The sequence below is a fragment of the Corallococcus sp. CA049B genome, assembly GCF_003611685.1.
Lineage (GTDB): Bacteria > Myxococcota > Myxococcia > Myxococcales > Myxococcaceae > Corallococcus > Corallococcus coralloides.
In genome coordinates, this window is sequence record NZ_RAWC01000024.1 from 13,962 (window position 1) to 30,856 (window position 16,895).

Here is a 16,895-nt window from a genome sequence, read left to right on the forward strand (position 1 = left end):
CCCGTGGAGATTCTCTGGCCAAGTCGGGTTGCTGCGGGACTGCATGTAAATCCTATGCAGACGGAGTGTGAATCGCAATTCGGCGCGTGGAGCGCTGATGAGGGTTTGGGCGGGGAGGTTGTCAGGCGTAGACCTGTTCGCTCTCCACCACGGGTTCCAGCCGGCGCTGGAGGGCAGCGAGCCGTTCGTAGCGCTGATGCAGCGCTTCCTTGTGCTCGCGTTGATCCGCCCGGGCGATTTCATCCAGCAGCGTTTGCAGCGTGGAATCCACGGCGTCCTTCAGCACGCGCGATTCGTCGTTCGACAGTTCCAGCAGCATGGGGGCCTCCTTGAGGCAACGTTAGGCACCGCGCGACGGGGCCGCGCGCAGGCCAGGCACACGGGCGTGGAAGAAGGCGGCCCGAGGGCCCACCGGGCTGCCTGCCAGGGCGCGCACGGCGGCGGGAGCGACCCCACTCTTGGTGAGGACCCCATGAGCGCGAGGAGCGACGCGATGATTCACGCGGGAGAGGTTCGCGAGGGCATGTCGGTGCGCACCGCCGACGGGCAGCAGCTGGGCAGGGTGGCCGGCGTGGGCGACACGCACTTCGAACTGGAGCAGGGGCTGGTGCCCATTCCCCGGCGCGACTACCTGGTCGAGTACAGCGACGTGGAGGCCGTGCGCGGGGATGAAGTCCTGCTCAAGCCGGCGGACCACTCGCAGCTCACGCTGGAGGAGGACGACGACGGCGGAGCCCTGCCGCCGCGCCACAGCGAGGGCCTGGAAGCGGAGCCCGCGAACGACCCCGTGGGTCCCATGCGGCACTGAGGCGGACAGGCCCGGCGCTGCCTCCGGGAGTTCGGGATTTCCAACCCGGAGGGCAGGGCAAGGCCCTGGAATCACAGGACCTTGCGAGGGCCTGGGTGTCAGACCGGCGCGTTAAACGGACCCCTCGACCCGACGTCCCGGTGGGGCCATGCGACGGTTTTCGACTTCTTGCGTCACGATGCTGTGGTTGGGAGTGGTGTTCGCGTGCGGCCCCGCGCCGCGAGCGGATGCGGGCGGCGTGGAGGCGCCGGTGCCGGGCGTGTTGTCCACGCCGAGGCGGCTGTTGCCCTACATCGCGTTGGACGACGGGCGGGTGCTCGCGGCGGGAGGGCATGACGGCAGCCGCACGCTGGGCAGCAGCGAGGTCTTCGACCCGGACACGGGGCGCTGGAGGTCCACGGGAGCGCTGCGCACGGCGCGGCGCAACCACGCGGCGGTGCGGCTTCCGGATGGGCGCGTGCTGGTGGTGGGCGGCTCCAACGGCGTGACGGTGGGCGCGCTGGCGAGCGCGGAGCTGTACGCGCCGGACACGGGCGTATGGACGCAAGCGGCGCCCATGAGCGAGGCGCGCAACGACCCGGCGGTGGTGGTGTTGCCGGACGGGCGCGTGCTGGTGGCGGGGGGCACGGACGTGGACCTGCGGCCGGTGCGTTCAGCGGAGCTGTTCGACCCGGTGACGGGGACGTGGAGCGCAGCGGAGGCGCCCGCGTACGCGCGGGGTGGCGCGGGGACGGCGGTGGTGCTGCGCACGGGAAAGGTGCTCTTCGCGAGCGGCCTGCAGTCGGAGCTGTACGACCCGGCGACGGGCCACTGGGAGAAGGCGGGCGCGGTGGGCGGCGCGGCGGGGACGCACCGGCTGGGGCACACCGTGACGCTGCTCCCGGACGGGCGCGTGCTGGTGGTGGGCGGCACCACGACGCAGGCGGCGCGGACGGCGGAGGTGTACGTGCCGGAGCGAAACGACTGGGAGCTGGTGGAAGCGCCAGCGGTGCCGCGCGAGCACCACGCGGCGCTGCTGACGGCGGAGGGCGCGGTGCTGGTGGTGGGCGGCGAGCACTCCTCACGAGGCACGCTGGACTCCGCGGAGCGCTTCGACCCGGCGAAGGGCCTGTGGACGCAGGCGCCCACGCTGCATGAGCCGCGAGGCGAAGCCGGAGCGCTATGGCTGCGCCGGGGCACGGTGCTGGTGGTGGGCGGAGTGAACGAACTGGGCACCCTGGCCACGAGCGAGGAATACGTCCCCGCTCCCGCCGTGGCCCAGGTAACGCCCCTGGAGTAAAAACCTGGCTTGGACAGACACTCCACGGATTCGAAGTGAAGCCAGGACAGTGTGTCTGGCTTTTCCTTGAATGACAGACAACGCGGTTCCTGGGGGACTTATTGCTCCGCGCGGCGCGACAGGGCGCGTGACAGACTGCGCGCCCATGCGCTCCTGGAAACACCTGCTCGTCGCCCCGCTCGTCTGTTCCTCCGCCTGCGCCACCGCGCCCGTCGCCCCCTCGAAGCCCGAGGCCCCGGTTGCCGCCGCGCCGGCCGCGCCCGCTGCTGTCGCCGCGCAGGCCGCCCCCGCCGCGCCGGTGCGCCCCTTCGGCACGCTGCGCGAACAGTCCGCCCGCCAGCAGGCGTGGCTCAAGGACCGGCTGGAGACCGGCGTGCCCCAGCTCATGCGCAAGTACGGCGTGCGCATGTGGGTCGTCCCCATGCGCGAGTACAACGAGGACCCCGTCTTCAAGGCGCTCGTCGCCCCCACCACCTTCTCCGCCCGCCGCCGCACCATCTACGTCTTCTTCGACCGGGGCGCGGACCAGGGCGTGGAGCGGCTGGCGCTGGGCGGCAGCACCCAGGGCGGCCTCTATGAAGCCCGCCGCGCCCCCATGATGGTGGACCGCGGCGGCTCGCAGCGCGCCGCCGAGCTCCTGGGCCCTGAACAGTGGCTGCTCCTCAAGCAGGTCGTGGAGGAGCGCAAGCCGGACACCATCGCCATCAACGTGTCCCCCGCCATCGCCTTCGCGGACGGCCTCACCCACGGCGAATACGAAGGCATGACCCAGGCCCTGGGCCCCACCTGGACGAAGCGCCTCAAGCCCGCCGGGGGCCTGCCCCTGGACGTGCTCGGCTGGCGCGGCGCCGACGAGGTCCGCTTCTACGCCGACCTCCAGAAGTACGCCTGGAGCCTCATCCAGACCGCCTTCTCCAACGCCGTCATCACCCCCGGCACCACCACCACCCAGGACGTGGAGTGGTGGATGCGCCAGCGCCTGGCCGACGAAGGCCTGGACACCTGGTTCCAGCCGGACGTGGACGTGCAGCGCCAGGGAAGCACCGACGAACAGCTGGGGGACAACCCCGTCATCCAGCGCGGCGACGTGCTCCACTGCGACTTCGGCGTCACCGCGCTCCGCCTCAACACCGACACCCAGCACATGGGCTACGTGCTGCGCGACGGAGAGACGGACGCCCCCGAAGGCCTCAAGGCCGCGCTCAAGGCGTCCAACCGGCTCCAGGACATCGTCACCGGTGAAATCAAGCCGGGCCGCACCGGCAATGAAGTCCTGCGCGCCTCGCTCGCGCGCATGAAGTCCGAAGGCATCAACGGCAGCGTGTACTCACACCCCATTGGCCTGCACGGCCACGGCGCCGGCCCCATGATTGGCATGTGGGACCGCCAGGAGGGCGTGCCCGGCAACGGCGAGCACAAGGTGATGCCCGGCTCCTGGTTCTCCATCGAGCTGCAGGCGACGAGCCCCGTGCCGGAGTGGAAGGACCAGCCCCTGCGCTCCGCCCAGGAGGAGGACGTCGTCGTGGACTCGCAGGGCGCCGTGCACTGGGCCTTCCAGCGTCAGACGTCCTTCCACCTGGTGCGCTGAAGGCCTACTTCGCCACGCCCGTCATGGACTTGAGCAGCGTCACCAGCGCCTGCTTCTCCTCGCTGCTCAGGTCCAGCTTGACGATGGTCTCCGTGCGCACGCCCGCGAAGGTGCCGTCCGGGTCGCCGCCCTCGTTGTAGAAGTCGACCACGTCCTCCAGCGTCTTCTGCGCGCCGGTGTGCATGTACGGCGCGGAGAGCGCCACGTTGCGCAGCGTGGGCGTGCGGAACGCGCCCTCCACCTCCGTGGGCTTCGTCTGCGCCTGCGCCTTCAGCGTGGACAGCCGCGCCGCGTCGATGCCGCCAGGCGCGTCGCTGTAGGGGCCCGCGGCGTTGAACGGCCAGGACACCAGCGCGTCCACCGCGGCCGCCTGCCCGCGCCGCCCCGGGCCGGAGTCCTTCAGCCCCAGGTTGTGGAACTTGTCGTCCGACAGCGAGCGGCCCTTGTGGCACACCACGCACTGGCCCTTGCGCATGAACGTCTTCAGGCCCAGGTACGCCGGGTCCTTCTCCTGCGTGCCCGCCGCCACCGCCTGCAGGAAGCGCCGCACGTCCGCGTCGAAGGGCGCGTCGGTGCGGTTGAGCGTGCGCTGGTACGCCGCCAGCACCTTGCCCACGTTCGCCATCAGCCGGTCCGGGTCGGACTCGTCCGCGGGCGCCTTGCCGAACAGCTGCGTGTACGCCGCCGTGTACGAGGGCTCGCCGGACAGCCGCGCGCGCACCACCGTCGCGTCCGAGTCCATTTCGATGGGGTTCGTCAGCGGCAGCAGCGCCTGAGACCAGAGCCGGTCCGCCCGCCCGTCCCACATGAACCAGCGGCTGTAGCCCACGTTCAGCAGGCTGGGCGGGTTGCGTTCCGACTGGTGGCCTCCGCAGCCCTCCGCCGTCGCCGTCTCCACCGTGTAGGACTCACCCGTGTGGCAGCTCTTGCAGGACACCGTCCCGCAGCGCGAAAGCCCCGGGTCCTCGAACAGCCGCTGGCCCAGCACCGCCGCGTCCGCGTTGTCCGCCCACTTGTTCGTGGGGTCCGCCTCCGGCTTCACGCTCTGCGTGTGCAGGGCGCTCAGCTGGTCCAGCTCATCTTCGGTCGGAAAGGGAACTTCGGATTCGCAACCCGTCCCCAGCAGGGCCAGGGCGAGCACGGCGGTACGCGGACGGAGACCAGTCATGGGCCGGGGCAGCTTCGCGCCCTTGTGTTCAGCAATCAATGGTCCCTGTCTCCCCGCCGGGCATGCGGCCATCCACGCACGAAGGCCGGGGACCCACCTGGGGACGCCCGGCCTTCACGGCGTGAAGCACCTCCACGGGACTCCGAGAGCGCTACTCGCAGGCCAGCTTGAAGCTCACCACCGGCGCCGCGAACTTGGCGATCTTCATCTTCGTGGGGCCCGGGGTGACCGTGGGCGCCGCGCCGTTGGCGCACTTGAGGCCCGCGTCCACCACCAGCTCCACGTTCAGCTCCCGGTCCTCCGGCAGCGCGCTGACGTTGTAGCTGCAACGGTTGTTGCGGCTCTGCTTCACCTCGCCCCGGCCCAGGGCCACGGTGTCACCCTCCGTCACCTTCACCCCGACCGACGTGCACGGATCACCCTGCAGGCCGCTCGCGGGGTACGCGATGCTGCCCGTGACCGTGGCGTTGCCCGCGCGACCCGCGGCCGCGGCGCCACCCGAAGAGGCGCAACCCGTGGCGGCAACGACGAGGGCGGCAACAGCAATTCGCAACATGGATATCCTCAATTCAAGAATGAGATGGTTTTCGCGCCCGGTTGGCCGCCCCTCCGGCAGCCATTGGCGCGCGCCACGTACAATCCCGGCGCGCTTTCATTCCACGCAGCAGCGCATTCTCGATTTCATCACGCGGAGCACTTTTCCGTGCCCCCACAGCCACGCTCCGCGTCCGTGATGCGCTGCTGATGCTTCCCATGAATTGAGAAGTGAGTGCGTCACGGCAGAAGCTGCAAGGCGTCACGCGCGCGCACCAGGCCGTGGCCGAACACGGGGTCCAGGCCCGCGATGCCCAGGTCCTTCGCGGAGGCCTCCAGCGCGTCGCGCACCTGTTGCGGCGTGAGCTCCGGACGGGCGCTCCAGAGCAGCGCGGCCACGCCGCTCACGTAGGGCGCGGCCATGGAGGTGCCGGAGACGTGGGTGTAGTCCACGGGCACCAGGGACAGCCGCGCGTCCGCGCCCAGCCGCTCGCGCAGCATGGTGCTGGCGGCCTGGTTGACGCTGACGGCGGGGGCCCAGCGGCCGATGCGGGGCAGGGAGAGGATGTCCACCGCGCCGCCCGCGGGGGCGTCGTCGGAGCCGAAGACGACGGCGCGCGCGCCCTGCATCATCACGTTGGCCATGGCCTCGGACACCGGCACCGCGCCCGGCCGCACGTAGGCGACGAAGCCGTCACAGGTGGCCTCGAAGCACGAGGCCAGCGAATCCCCCAGGCCGCAGTCCACCAGCCGCCCCGCGGTGTCACCCGTGGGCGAGTACAGGAGCGAGCGCGACATGGGGGACGTGTCGTCCAGGGACATCTCCGCGGAGGCGCCCAGCCCCCGGGGGAAGGTGGACAGCACGTCCACGCCGGGCGCCACCAGCGCGAGCTCCGCGCCCCCGTTGGAGAAGCTCGCGCGCCGCTCGTTCGCGTCCACCGCGCCCACCGCGAGCACGGACGGGTCGGACGCGGGGTACAGCACCGGGCCGCCCTGGTTGCCCGCGGCCGCCACCACCAGCAGGCCGTGGTCCTTCAGCGCGCGGAACGCCTCCACCGTGCTGCGGGTGGGGTTGCCGCCGCCCAGCGACAGCGACACCACGCGCGCGCCCTGGGACTCGCACCACTCCATGGCGGAGAGGACCACGCTCATCTGCGTCTGCCCGGACAGGTCCAGCACGCGGGCGATGAGCAGCGACGCGTTGGGCGCCACGCCCACCATGCCGCCCGGCGCGCCGCGGGGACCGGTGTTGCCGCCGTGGCCCATGCGCGCCGCGATGATGCCCGCCACGTGCGTGCCGTGGCCCTGGCCCCACTGGCCCTGGGGGCCGCGGTCATTGGCGTCTTCGTCTTCGTCCACGAAGTCGTGGGTGCCCGCCACCGCGCCCTGGAACTCCGGGTGGTCCATGTCCAGGCCGCTGTCGATGACGCACACCCGCACGCCCTCGCCCGTGGGCGCGCCCACGTCCAGCACGCCGTCCCGGTCCGCGTCCCACACGTCCGGGGCCTGCACCAGGCGCAGGCCTTCCGTGTACTCGTCCGCCGGCACGGGCGTGACGGCCGTCACCTGGCGCGGCAGCGGCGCGAGCAGCCCGGGCGTCAGGCCCTGGGCGGCCCAGACCTGGTCCGCCTCGATGCTCTCCACCAGGGGGCTGCGCTCCAGCAGGAGCCGCTCCTCGGGCGTCACGCGCGCGGCCACCGCGGGGATGTTGCGGTAGACGGCGCCCACCTTCGCGCCGGTGCTCGCCGTGAAGCTGGCGCCCGACGCCGTGACGCTGGAGGCCTGGGTGCGGTCTCCCCGGCGGAAGCGGATGATGACCGGCTCGCGCCCGTCCTCCTGTGCCCGGGAGGGCAGGTGTCCATCCAGCCCCTGACGGACCGTCATTCCTCCGGCCACGACGCCCGGGCACACATGCCCCTGCGCGGAGGTGCGAGGGGACGACTCTGGCGCACACGCGGCCAGCGCCAGCAACCCGACGAATGCCCAATGCCTCATGATGCGACTCCTTCCAAGCAGGACGCCCCTCCTGAGGGCGGTCCCCCTGCATGGCGGAGGACCGGGAGGAGCCCGCCCCCCTCGCAGGGGAAGGAAGCGGCGTGCTGCGATGAGGGAACGCATCCCCGCGCGGACTCGCATCGTCCCCAGGCCCCAGGGGCAGCCAGGACGTGCGCGGGTGCACAACAGACCTGTTGTCCGTCGGAACACAGGCTCGGGAATTCCGTTGCCCCCGGGACTTTCTCTTTTTCGCGCCAGGGGTGTCCGAAGGCTGGCAAGGAGGGGTGGCGCGAGGTGCGCGGCTTGATTCCATGGGGGAGTCCATGCTGCGCTCCGGAGCGAAAGCCATGAGCACCGCACCCACAGAGTCCCCCCGTTTCTTCGGGCGCTACGAGCTCGTCCACCTCCTGGGCCAGGGCGGCATGGGAGAGGTGTACCTGGCGAAGCTGTCCGGGGCGGCGGGCTTCGAAAAGCCCTGCATCGTGAAGACCATCCTGCCGGGGCTGGTGAAGGACCGGCAGTTCCTGGACCGGTTCCACCACGAGGCCAAGGTGCTGGTGCACCTGGTGCACTCCTCCATCGCCCAGGTGTACGACATGGGCGAGGCGGACGGCACCTACTACATGGCCCTGGAGTACGTGGCGGGCGTGGACCTGGGGTACCTGCTGGAGCAGGCCCGGGTGCAGGGGCGGGCGGTGCCGGCGCCGGTGGCGCTCTACATCGGCCAGCGCATGGCGGAGGGGCTGGGGTACGCGCACCGCAAGACGGGCACGGACGGCGAGCCCCTGGGCATCGTCCACCGCGACGTGTCCCCGCACAACGTGATGGTGTCGTACGAGGGCGAGGTGAAGGTCATCGACTTCGGCCTCGCGAAGTCCACCGCGCGCAGCAAGTACACGCTGCCGTCCACGGTGATGGGGAAGCTGGGGTACATGTCCCCGGAGCAGGTCCGCGCCGAGCCGCTGGACCATCGCAGCGACATCTACTCCTGCGCGGTGGTGGTGTGGGAGATGCTGGCGGGCCGTGGGCTGGTTCCCCACGGCACCGTGGGCGAGATGATGGCGGCGATGTCGCATCCGGTGGTGCCGCCGCTGACGGACTTCCGTCCGGACGTGGAGCCGTCGCTGGAGGCGGTGCTGCGCCGCGCGCTGGCGCCGTCGCCGGCGGACCGGTACTCGCGGGCGGATGAGTTCGCGCGGGCGCTCAACGCGGAGTTGCTGCGCTCGGGGAGCCCCATTGGGGCGGAGGAGGTGGGCGAGTTCGTGCGCGCGCTCTGCCCGGAGGCCTTCGCCGAGCAGCGCAAGCTGACGTCCAGCGTGCACGGGGAGCGGCGCACGCCGTCGCCCGCGCCCCGGAGCGGTTCGGGCACGGGGCTGTACGGCGGCTCCGGGAGCGGTGCGACTCCCGACGCGGCGGCCGTCCAGGCCACGGAGGAGCCCACCGGGAACAGGCCCAACACCGGGCGCATCGACGTGGGCGAACCGGCGCTCGGGCCGGGGGGCACGTTCGTGTCCCATCCCTCGGGCTCCGGTGGCGTGGCGCCGAGCACATCTGGCTCAGGTGGCGTGGCCGTGCCCGCGCCGGGCTCTGCCACGTCGGGCTCTGGTGGCGTGGCGCCGAGCACGCCGGGCTCTGGCGGCGTGGCGCGGAGCACCGACGAGGTGGACGCGGCCGCGCTGGGCGCCACGGCGGTGCACCTGTCGCCCGCGTCTCCCAAGGGCGCGGTGGTGGCGGGCACGTCCGGACCGCTGCCGGTGCAGCCCGAGTCCCGCAGGCCGGTGGCGCGGATCGCCGTGGCGGCGCTGCTGCTGGTGGGCGCCTCCGTGGGCATCACCGCCTACGTGCTGCGCCCGAACACGGCCGAGCAGCCCGTGGCACCCCAGGCGCTTCCGCCGTCCGAGCCGGTGGTGACCGCCGCGCCCCCGAAGGTGGAGGAGCCGCCTCCCGCGGTGACGCCGACCGAGGAGCCCCCAACTGAAGCGGCGGTGGACGCGGGCATGGTGGCGGGGGAACCGGAAGTGAAGCCCGAGCCGGTGGCGAAGCCTTCACCCGCGTCGAAGCCCGTCCCCGGGACGAAGCGGCCCGCGACGCCTCAGGTCGAGATGGTGTCCGCGAGGCTGCCCGCAGTAGAGATTGGTGCGACCGGCGGCGGTCAGCGCGTGGTGAACGTCACGGTGCCCTCGGGCATCAACGCGGGCACGGTGTTCCAGGTGGTGGGGCCCATCCAGAGGGGGACCCGCAAGCGTCCGGTGCTGGGGACGGCGACCGTGGTGTCCATCAACCCGAGCCGCAAGCGCATGGACGTGCGGCTGGACGCGGAGGCGGACGCGGCGAAGGAGCCGCGCTTCCTGCTGATGACCGCTCGCCCCTCGGGCCCGACGCTGCCCACGCCCGTGGCCGAGTCTCCACAGGCCGCGCCGCCCGCGCCCGCGCCCGCGCCCGAGCCGAAGCCCGTGGAGCGCTCACGCCTCCTGGGCTCCGCGGAGATCGACGGCATCCTGGGGCTCAACAGCACCCTCTATGTGATCAGCTCCGACACCCGGACCTGGCACAACTGCGCCATCGTCCTGAGCGGACGGAGGCAGGCGCGGATGGCGAGTCTCGAGCCCTACAAGACTCACACCGTCAAGCTGGAAGAGCGCTACTTCAAGGTGTACGAGAAGCTGCCCGTCGTACCGGAGAAGGCCGTGTGGGTGAGCTGCGACGAGGGCGAGGACACCTTCGCGCTGCGCAAGCGCTGAAACGCGGGCCCTCTCGGGCTCGCGTGACGCCTCAGGGCTTGAGCCGCGTGGCGGCCACGGGGCACTCGTTGCGCAGGAACTCCGCGACCTCCGTGTCGCCGCCGTTCGCGTTGCGCACCGCGCGGGACAGGGACGCGCGGCACTGCCAGGTGGCCTCGCGCGTGCCGTGGCAGCAGTGCCACCCGGTCAGCGTGCGGTCCAGGTACTGGAGCATCTCCTGACGCGTGGGCGTGACGATGCTCCACACCGCGCCCGCCAGCAGCACCCACCCCACGAGCGGCAGCGGCAGGCTCCGCGCCCAGCCCCGGAGGCCACCCGGAATCACGGCCGCGTGCACGCCCAGCTGCGCATCCAGCGGGCGGCGTTGCAGCACCACCTGAAGCAGCAGCTCCACCGGCGCGGTGAGCGCGCGCAGCAGCCCCGCGCCCAGGCCGGGCACCTTTCCCTCCGCCCGCTCCAGCTTGAGGCCCAGCGCGTGGCGGCCCGGGGTGAGCCCCGTCAGCCCGCCCACGCAGGACAGCACCACCCAGGCGGCCCCCATGGCGAACCCCAGCAGCGCCGGCGTGGACACCCACTCCGCCGCGCGCACCGCCCCCCAACCCACGAGCGCCGCGCCCGTGAGGTCCAATGCATCCGCCACCCAGAGCCGGTTCTGGAACCGGGCCTCGGTGGGCGGAGTGTCCATGGAGAACAACGTCCCTTCGCTCATCAGCCTCTCTCGTGTACGAGCGGGGCGCGAGCATAGGCGGCCCGCCGCGCCCAGGCGCGCTTCAAAACGCCGGGCCCGGGGGTGTCACTACAAATCCAGCACCAGCCGCTTGGACCGGGCGCGAGACACGCAGACCAGCATTCGCGCATTTCCCGCGGGCTCTTGCTGGAAGAACGTGTCACGGTGGTCCGGAGTTCCCTCGCATACGCGGGTGACGCAGGTGCCGCAGGAGCCCGCCTCGCAGTCGCTCTCCACCTTCACGCCGTGGGTGCGCAGCACGTTGAGCACGCTCTTGCCGGCCGGCACGCGCAGCACCTGGCCGGTGCTCTTGAGCGACACCTCGAAGTCCTCCTCCGGCGTCGCGTGGGTGGCGGACGTGCCCTCCGCGGTGAAGGCCTCGAAGTGCACCTTCTCCCAGGGCCACTTGTGCAGCGTGGCCGCCTCGCGCACGGCCTTCATCAGGCCCGCCGGGCCGCAGCAGTACAGCCGGGTGCCCGGGCCGCGCGTGGCGAGCAGCGCCCGCACGTCCAGCCCCTTCGAAGGGTCGCCCCCGTCGTGGTGCACGTGCACGCGTCCCGCGAAGGACGGCGTGGACAAGAGCTCCCGGAAGGCGGTGCGGTCCGCGTCGCGCGTGCAGTAGTGCAGCACCCACTCCGCGCCGGTGCGCTCCAGCAGGCGCGCCATGGCCAACAGCGGCGTGATGCCGATGCCGCCCGCGATGAGCACGTAGCTGCGTCCGTAGAGCAGCGGGAAGTCGTTGAGGGGCTCGCTCACGGTGAGCACGTCGCCCTCGTGGACGTTCTCGTGCATCGCCTTGGAGCCGCCGCGGCCGTTGGCGTCGCGCTGCACGGCGATGACGTAGCGGTGCGTCTCGCCCGGGTCATTGCAGAGCGAGTACTGCCGCATGCCGTTCAGCCCCGGCACCTGGACGTCCAGGTGGGCGCCGGCTTCGAACTCGGGCAGGGCGCCGCCGTCCTGGGAGACCAGCTCGTAGGACTGGATGCCTTCCGCTTCACGGGTGATGCGCGCCACCCGGAGGCGCAGCGTGTTCGTCGTCACGGTATTGCCCCTATTCCCTTGCCCGCCGCCCGCGCGAGACCGATCTGGCCGCGCACGGTGTGCACTCCCGGGCCGACCGGGGAGTGGGGCCGGGTGCGGTTTTCCGACCGATACCGGACAGAAGGGGCCTGTCGCCCGGCTGCCCTCCGTCCGGACGCGGGGGCCAGGGCGGCGGGGGTGGGCACGGCCGTGAATCCATCCCCACCCTTCACCCCGTGCCGCGCTGCGCCAGGGCCTGCCTGGGCCCGAGCGGCTTCGCGATGGGGGAGGCGCGGCCCCCGATTCGACGCAAAGGGAGACAGCCCATGGATGCCATCACGTTGCTGAAGGCGGACCACAAGACGGTGGAGCAGCTGTTCCGCAAGTTCGAGAAGGCGGGGGACCACGCGCTGGCGCACAAGCGCAAGCTGGTGGACGAAATCGTGCGGGAGCTGTCCATCCACGCCGCCATCGAGGAGCAGGTCTTCTACCCGGCCGTGCGCGCGCGCTCGGAGGCCCTGTCCTCGGACGTGCTGCGGGCGCTGGAGGAGCACCACGTGGTGAAGTGGGTGCTGTCGGAGCTGGACACGCTGCCGCCGGAGTCCGAGCGCTTCGACGCGAAGGTGCACGTGCTGATGGAGAACGTGCGCGCGCACGTCACGGAGGAGGAGCAGTACCTCTTCCCGGAGGTGAAGAAGGCCTTCAAGCCGCAGGAGCTGCGGCAGGTGGGCGAGGCGCTGGAGCTGGCGAAGAAGGGCGCGCCCACGCACCCGCACCCGGCCGCGCCGGACACGCCTCCGGGCAACCTGCTGACGGGGGCGGTGGCGGCGGTGATGGACATGGGCCGGGACGCGCTGCGCACGGCGCGCCGCAAGGCCGTCACGCAGGTGCGCAAGTCCGCGCCGCGTCCGCTGCGCAAGCCGTTGGAGTCCATGATGTCGGTGGGTTCGGCGGGTGACTCGCTGCACTGAGCGAGCGTCCGGCGCAGGACGCCTCGGGTCCGGTGAATGTCCGCCGGGGCTGGGGCGTCCGGAGGGGCATGAGAGGCTTTCGCGCCAGGATGCGCGAAGGTACTCCCGCCTTGGGAAGGAGGCGCCATGTCCGCTGTTCGCAGGATGTTGACGACGCTGGTGGTGCTCGCGGGCTTCACGGCCGCGGCGCAGACGCAGGGCCCGGCCGGTTCACCGCAGCCCCGGCCGCCGGTGGATCCGCAGGTGCGCACGCTGCGCGTGGAGGGCACGGGCGAGGTGAAGGCGCAGCCGGACGAGGCCTTCATCGACGTGGCGGTGGAGACGTCCGCGCAGAACGCGAAGGCCGCGGGCGAGGAGAACGCGAAGCGGATGGAGAAGGTGCTCGCGGCGCTGACGGGGGCGGGCATCGCGAAGCGCGATTTGCAGACGCGCAACTACAACGTCTATCCGGAGTACACGCCGTCGCCGCCGCAGGGCGGTGAGCCGAAGCTGAAGGGCTACCGGGTGAGCAACCTGGTGAGCGTCCACGTGACGGACCTGTCCAAGGTGGGGAGCCTGTTGGACAAGGCGCTGGCGGCGGGGGCGAACCGGGTGGACTCGGTGCGCTTCGGGCTGAGCCGCCAGGACGCGGTGCAGGGCGAAGCGCTGCGGCAGGCGGTGGCGCGAGCGCGCAAGTCCGCGGAGGTGCTGGCCGCGTCGCTCAACGTGAAGCTGGGAGCGGTGCTGGACGCGAGCACGGTGACGGAAGCCCCGCGCCTGTACCCGGCCACCTTCGCCATGGACATGGCGGAGTCGCGAGCCGCGCCCCCCACGCCCATCCAGCCGGAGGAGCAGACGGTGCAGGCGAAGGTGACGCTCATCTTCGCGATCCAGTAGGCAACGCGAGACACTCCAAGCTGCGTCCGGACTTGGAGTGGCTCCATGCGTACAGGTGTCTTGGTGTGCTGCGCGGTCCTGCTCTTCACGGGCTGCGCGCCCGCTGTCTCCAGCAGGACCCTGCGTTATTCGCCCCGGGAGTCCGCGAGGGCGCGAGCTCCAGGAACGCATGCCGACCGCGCCAGCGCGAGCTCCGGTGTGCGCACGGACGCCTGGGAGCAACTGTTGACGAACGCGGGGCTGGACGCGCGGGACGAGCAGCCCCTGTGGGGGAGTACGCTCACGCCCACGCAAGCCGTGCGGCTGCTGGAAGTCCTCCTGCGCAAGCCCGTCACGCTGGACTCGCTGCCGCCCCGCATGGTGGCGGGCTTGCTGCTGCGAGAGGTGCTGGAGCGAGGCGAGACTTCTCGCGAGGAGTTGCTGCGCCGGGTGGAGCGCTTCTCCCGGGAGCAGGTCGCGGTGTTGCGACCGGATGGCTGCCTCGCCTGGGCACTCAGCGGCCGCACCCAGCAGAGGGTGGCGCCCGTCGAGTGGAGGGACGGAGCCTTTCGAGCGCATGGCTTCGAGTTGGGGCGCTTCTACAGCGGCAAGGGCGGTGTCTTCCGCGCCATGGATGCGCGGCTCCAGGTCTCGGACGGGCGTCCCCTGGCCGAGGTGTACGATGACGCGGACGTCATCGGCCGCACCCTGGACGGAGCCGAGGATGCCTTCGTGGAGCTGTACCACGCGCTGGGACAGGTGCTCACGCGTCCCGCCGACAGCATCGCGGGACTGAGGCATCTGCCAGCGGGCGTGGCGGCCCTCATCACGTCATCGCCCGCGTACTGGGAGCGCTTCCAGTCCATGACGCGTGGCGAGCAGATCCGCGAAGTGTCACGGCTGACGACGGGGATGCTCGTCACCTGGGGCGCGGCCTCGGCCACGACGCGGACGCTGAAGGGGATGGCGCTGGGCGCGGAAGCCACGGTGCCGGTGCTGTCACTGTCAGCAGAGGGCGCGCTGGCGCTGGAGCGCGTCGCGGTGCCAGCAGGGCGCGCGGCGGCGGTACTCAGCGGTGGCCCTGGGGCGGCCATCATCCTCCATCGGTCCAACACGACCGGCACGGGCGCGGCGCCGTCGAGTGGGCCGAAGGGCTATTCGTCCTTCAAGTCCTTCAAGCGGGCAATGGGACCCGCAGGGGACGGCAAGGAGTGGCACCACATCGTGGAGCAGACGGAGGGGAATGCGTCTCGCTTCGGGCCACAGACTCTCCACAACAGCGAGAACATCGTCGCACTTGGCAAGGATGTTCACAGTGGAGTGAGTTCTCTCTATTCGTCGAAACGGCCTAGACTCACGAACTCGGAAACCTTGACGGTGAGGCAGTGGCTGAGCACTCAATCCTTTGAGGCGCAGCGCGAATTCGGATTGCTGGCGATCCAGAACGTGACGAGAGGAATCTGGTGACGGAGCTCGAAAAGTGGGTTGAGGAGTTCGCGCGGAATGTATCAGCGCAGACGGCATCCATCGCGCGTGGGGACGCCAAGGCTGGGAACAAGCATGCGGATCGTTACATCGCGGCTGTTCGGAAGTTGAAGGGGCAGGGAGATGCGGGTCGGGATGCCCTTGCCGTGCTGCTCAAGCACCCCGACAAGGACGTCAGTACCATGGCGGCGGCATACCTCTTGAGGCATCGGACGGCCGAATCGAAGGCTGTTCTAGAAGAGGCTGCGCGAGGTGAAGGGTTGATCGCCTTTGAAGCCGCGCAGGTGCTGAAGAACTGGGAGTTGGGTGTTTGGGCGCTGGACCCGGGATGAGCCTCTGAGGCGTGTGGAGCTGATGTTTCCAGACCTCATCCCCATGGAAGACTTCGTGGACAGCTACTTCGCTGGGGCCTACCGCTCTCGCTGTCAGCGGAGGGCGCGCTGGCGCTGGAGCGCGTCGCGGTGCCAGCAGGGGGCGTGGCGTCGGTGGTGAGTGGAGGGACCGGCGCGGCCATCATCCTCCATCGGTCCAACACGACCGGCACGGGCGCGGCGCTGTCAAGACAGTGCGAGAATGGTTGAGCACACAGTCCTTCGAAGCTCAACGCGCCTTCGGATTTCGAGCCATTGAGAACGTGAAAAATAGGGTCTGGTGATGTCGCTTGAGAAGTTCGTAGAGGAGTTCGCCCAGAACATCGCGGCGCAGACGGACTGCATCCTTCGGGGGGATGCAAGGGCGGGCAACAAGCATGCCGAAAAGGCGCTTGCCGCGTTCATGGCGTTGCGTGAGAAGGGCGACGCTGGCCTCAATGCACTGGCTGCGCTTTTTTCTCACGCGCGTATGGATGTCAGGGTCACTACTGCTGCGTTCCTGCTTCGGGACAAGACCGCCGAAGCCACGGCGCTTCTGGAAGATGCAGCAAAGGGCCAGGGTCTGGCAGCTCTGGGGGCCCAGCAAACCTTGCGGAATTGGCAGGATGGTTCTTGGGCCCTCGACCTCGCCTGACGAGGCTGCGGGAAGAAAGCGGGCGCGTCCTGTGCGGCGAGCCCGCTGACTTCCGTCACGTCAGCGGACGTCCAGATTCACGATGGTGCTGGTGCCCATGACGGCGCCAAAGGTGTCGGCGATGGTCACCAGCGCGGACTTGTGCAGCACATCATGGGGAATGGTGCCGCCGCCGGGCGCATCGATGTCCCGGGTGGCCGAGGCGTCGTCCGCCACGATGACGTTGTAGCCCAGGGGGACCGCATCCCGCGCCGCGCCGGACACGCAGGCGTGGGTCATCAGTCCGGAGATGATCAGCGTCTTGATTCGGGAGATTTGAAGCTCGTGATGAAGCTCCGTGCCCTGGAACACGCTGATGTGGTTCTTCTTCACGACCTTGTGATGGGCGGCCGGCTGGAGGTCCTTGTGGCAGAAGACCGTCGCGCTGTCGTGGGCGAAGACGGGAGCGCCGGACGGGCTCACGTGCCACACGTGGAAGACCGGCAGCTTGTGCCGATCCGCGAAGGCGATGAGCCGCCTGGCGTTGTTCAGTGCGCGCGTCCCATCCGGAATGGGCAGCTTTCCGCTGAAGTATTCTTCCTGGAAGTCGATCACCAGCAATGCGGTGCTGAAGGGGTCAAGCGAGTCCGGGGCGGATGCGCCAAGGATGGTGCGGATCGTGGGGTGCGACACTCTGTTCTCCGGGTCGGGGATGGACGGCCGCACGAGTCTACTCACCG

Annotated in this window: 16 protein-coding genes; 9 read left to right on the plus strand and 7 right to left on the minus strand. The window is 70.6% G+C overall.

Annotated features, from left to right (window positions below):
• Nucleotides 1-121 precede the first annotated feature (121 nt).
• The gene (locus D7W82_RS08125) at nucleotides 122-319 is read right to left on the minus strand and encodes a hypothetical protein (RefSeq protein ID WP_120617782.1); all 198 of its coding nucleotides are present in this window, start codon (nucleotides 317-319) and stop codon (nucleotides 122-124) included.
• Between the two features lie 153 nt (nucleotides 320-472).
• Here D7W82_RS08125 and D7W82_RS08130 point away from each other — a divergent pair, with 153 nt between their 5' ends.
• From D7W82_RS08130 to D7W82_RS08140, 3 genes are all read left to right on the plus strand, one after another.
• A complete protein-coding gene (locus D7W82_RS08130; RefSeq protein ID WP_233587377.1) occupies nucleotides 473-808 on the plus strand; it encodes a DUF2171 domain-containing protein in 336 nt (111 codons plus the stop codon).
• Nucleotides 809-986: 178 nt separating this feature from the next.
• Nucleotides 987-2,087 carry a kelch repeat-containing protein gene (locus D7W82_RS08135; protein WP_199727708.1) on the plus strand — a complete coding sequence of 367 codons (1,101 nt, stop codon included), beginning with the start codon at nucleotides 987-989 and terminating at the stop codon, nucleotides 2,085-2,087.
• Nucleotides 2,088-2,232: 145 nt separating this feature from the next.
• A complete protein-coding gene (locus D7W82_RS08140) occupies nucleotides 2,233-3,675 on the plus strand; it encodes a M24 family metallopeptidase (RefSeq protein WP_120617785.1) in 1,443 nt (480 codons plus the stop codon).
• A gap of 4 nt (nucleotides 3,676-3,679) precedes the next feature.
• Here D7W82_RS08140 and D7W82_RS08145 read toward each other — a convergent pair whose 3' ends face one another.
• The 3 genes from D7W82_RS08145 to D7W82_RS08155 form a co-directional block, all read right to left on the minus strand.
• Nucleotides 3,680-4,843, minus strand: coding sequence for a cytochrome-c peroxidase (locus tag D7W82_RS08145; RefSeq protein WP_120617786.1), 1,164 nt, complete (start codon nucleotides 4,841-4,843; stop codon nucleotides 3,680-3,682).
• A gap of 151 nt (nucleotides 4,844-4,994) precedes the next feature.
• Nucleotides 4,995-5,399: a hypothetical protein gene (locus D7W82_RS08150; RefSeq protein WP_120617787.1), complete on the minus strand. Its 405-nt coding sequence runs from the start codon at nucleotides 5,397-5,399 to the stop codon at nucleotides 4,995-4,997.
• Between the two features lie 218 nt (nucleotides 5,400-5,617).
• Nucleotides 5,618-7,372, minus strand: coding sequence for a S8 family serine peptidase (locus tag D7W82_RS08155; protein ID WP_120617788.1), 1,755 nt, complete (start codon nucleotides 7,370-7,372; stop codon nucleotides 5,618-5,620).
• 347 nt (nucleotides 7,373-7,719) lie between these two features.
• On the opposite strand from D7W82_RS08155, the gene D7W82_RS08160 reads away from it, so the two are divergent.
• Nucleotides 7,720-10,113, plus strand: coding sequence for a serine/threonine-protein kinase (locus D7W82_RS08160; protein WP_120617827.1), 2,394 nt, complete (start codon nucleotides 7,720-7,722; stop codon nucleotides 10,111-10,113).
• A gap of 31 nt (nucleotides 10,114-10,144) precedes the next feature.
• Here the strand turns inward: D7W82_RS08160 and D7W82_RS08165 are convergent, their stop codons facing one another.
• Both D7W82_RS08165 and D7W82_RS08170 read right to left on the minus strand, forming a co-directional pair.
• Complete coding sequence (locus tag D7W82_RS08165; protein WP_120617789.1) at nucleotides 10,145-10,822, minus strand: RDD family protein; 678 nt, start codon at nucleotides 10,820-10,822, stop codon at nucleotides 10,145-10,147.
• Between the two features lie 87 nt (nucleotides 10,823-10,909).
• Entirely contained in the window at nucleotides 10,910-11,881 is a 972-nt protein-coding gene (locus D7W82_RS08170) for a PDR/VanB family oxidoreductase (protein ID WP_120617790.1), read from the minus strand.
• 305 nt (nucleotides 11,882-12,186) lie between these two features.
• On the opposite strand from D7W82_RS08170, the gene D7W82_RS08175 reads away from it, so the two are divergent.
• The 5 genes from D7W82_RS08175 to D7W82_RS08195 all read left to right on the plus strand — a co-directional run bounded on the left by D7W82_RS08175 (nucleotide 12,187) and on the right by D7W82_RS08195 (nucleotide 16,176).
• On the plus strand, nucleotides 12,187-12,831 hold the full coding sequence (locus D7W82_RS08175; RefSeq protein WP_120617791.1) for a hemerythrin domain-containing protein: 645 nt from the start codon (nucleotides 12,187-12,189) through the stop codon (nucleotides 12,829-12,831).
• A gap of 126 nt (nucleotides 12,832-12,957) precedes the next feature.
• Complete coding sequence (locus D7W82_RS08180) at nucleotides 12,958-13,707, plus strand: SIMPL domain-containing protein (protein ID WP_120617792.1); 750 nt, start codon at nucleotides 12,958-12,960, stop codon at nucleotides 13,705-13,707.
• Nucleotides 13,708-13,752: 45 nt separating this feature from the next.
• Entirely contained in the window at nucleotides 13,753-15,153 is a 1,401-nt protein-coding gene (locus D7W82_RS08185) for a hypothetical protein (RefSeq protein WP_147439263.1), read from the plus strand.
• Nucleotides 15,150-15,503: a DUF2019 domain-containing protein gene (locus D7W82_RS08190; protein ID WP_120617794.1), complete on the plus strand. Its 354-nt coding sequence runs from the start codon at nucleotides 15,150-15,152 to the stop codon at nucleotides 15,501-15,503. Before D7W82_RS08185 ends, D7W82_RS08190 begins: the two co-directional genes overlap by 4 nt.
• Before the next feature lie 322 nt (nucleotides 15,504-15,825).
• Nucleotides 15,826-16,176, plus strand: a complete 351-nt coding sequence (locus D7W82_RS08195; protein ID WP_120617795.1) for a DUF2019 domain-containing protein — start codon at nucleotides 15,826-15,828, stop codon at nucleotides 16,174-16,176.
• Between the two features lie 60 nt (nucleotides 16,177-16,236).
• On the opposite strand, the gene D7W82_RS08200 is transcribed toward D7W82_RS08195, so the two are convergent.
• Nucleotides 16,237-16,893: a cysteine hydrolase family protein gene (locus D7W82_RS08200; RefSeq protein WP_233587378.1), complete on the minus strand. Its 657-nt coding sequence runs from the start codon at nucleotides 16,891-16,893 to the stop codon at nucleotides 16,237-16,239.
• Between the last annotated feature and the right edge of the window lie 2 nt (nucleotides 16,894-16,895).

Coding starts and splice junctions, on each gene's coding strand:
- D7W82_RS08125 (WP_120617782.1), bottom strand. CDS start 319: ATGCTGCTGGAACTGTCGAACGACGAATCGCGCGTGCTGAAGGACGCC.
- D7W82_RS08130 (WP_233587377.1), top strand. CDS start 473: ATGAGCGCGAGGAGCGACGCGATGATTCACGCGGGAGAGGTTCGCGAG.
- D7W82_RS08135 (WP_199727708.1), top strand. CDS start 987: ATGCTGTGGTTGGGAGTGGTGTTCGCGTGCGGCCCCGCGCCGCGAGCG.
- D7W82_RS08140 (WP_120617785.1), top strand. CDS start 2,233: ATGCGCTCCTGGAAACACCTGCTCGTCGCCCCGCTCGTCTGTTCCTCC.
- D7W82_RS08145 (WP_120617786.1), bottom strand. CDS start 4,843: ATGACTGGTCTCCGTCCGCGTACCGCCGTGCTCGCCCTGGCCCTGCTG.
- D7W82_RS08150 (WP_120617787.1), bottom strand. CDS start 5,399: ATGTTGCGAATTGCTGTTGCCGCCCTCGTCGTTGCCGCCACGGGTTGC.
- D7W82_RS08155 (WP_120617788.1), bottom strand. CDS start 7,372: ATGAGGCATTGGGCATTCGTCGGGTTGCTGGCGCTGGCCGCGTGTGCG.
- D7W82_RS08160 (WP_120617827.1), top strand. CDS start 7,720: ATGAGCACCGCACCCACAGAGTCCCCCCGTTTCTTCGGGCGCTACGAG.
- D7W82_RS08165 (WP_120617789.1), bottom strand. CDS start 10,822: ATGAGCGAAGGGACGTTGTTCTCCATGGACACTCCGCCCACCGAGGCC.
- D7W82_RS08175 (WP_120617791.1), top strand. CDS start 12,187: ATGGATGCCATCACGTTGCTGAAGGCGGACCACAAGACGGTGGAGCAG.
- D7W82_RS08180 (WP_120617792.1), top strand. CDS start 12,958: ATGTCCGCTGTTCGCAGGATGTTGACGACGCTGGTGGTGCTCGCGGGC.
- D7W82_RS08185 (WP_147439263.1), top strand. CDS start 13,753: ATGCGTACAGGTGTCTTGGTGTGCTGCGCGGTCCTGCTCTTCACGGGC.
- D7W82_RS08195 (WP_120617795.1), top strand. CDS start 15,826: ATGTCGCTTGAGAAGTTCGTAGAGGAGTTCGCCCAGAACATCGCGGCG.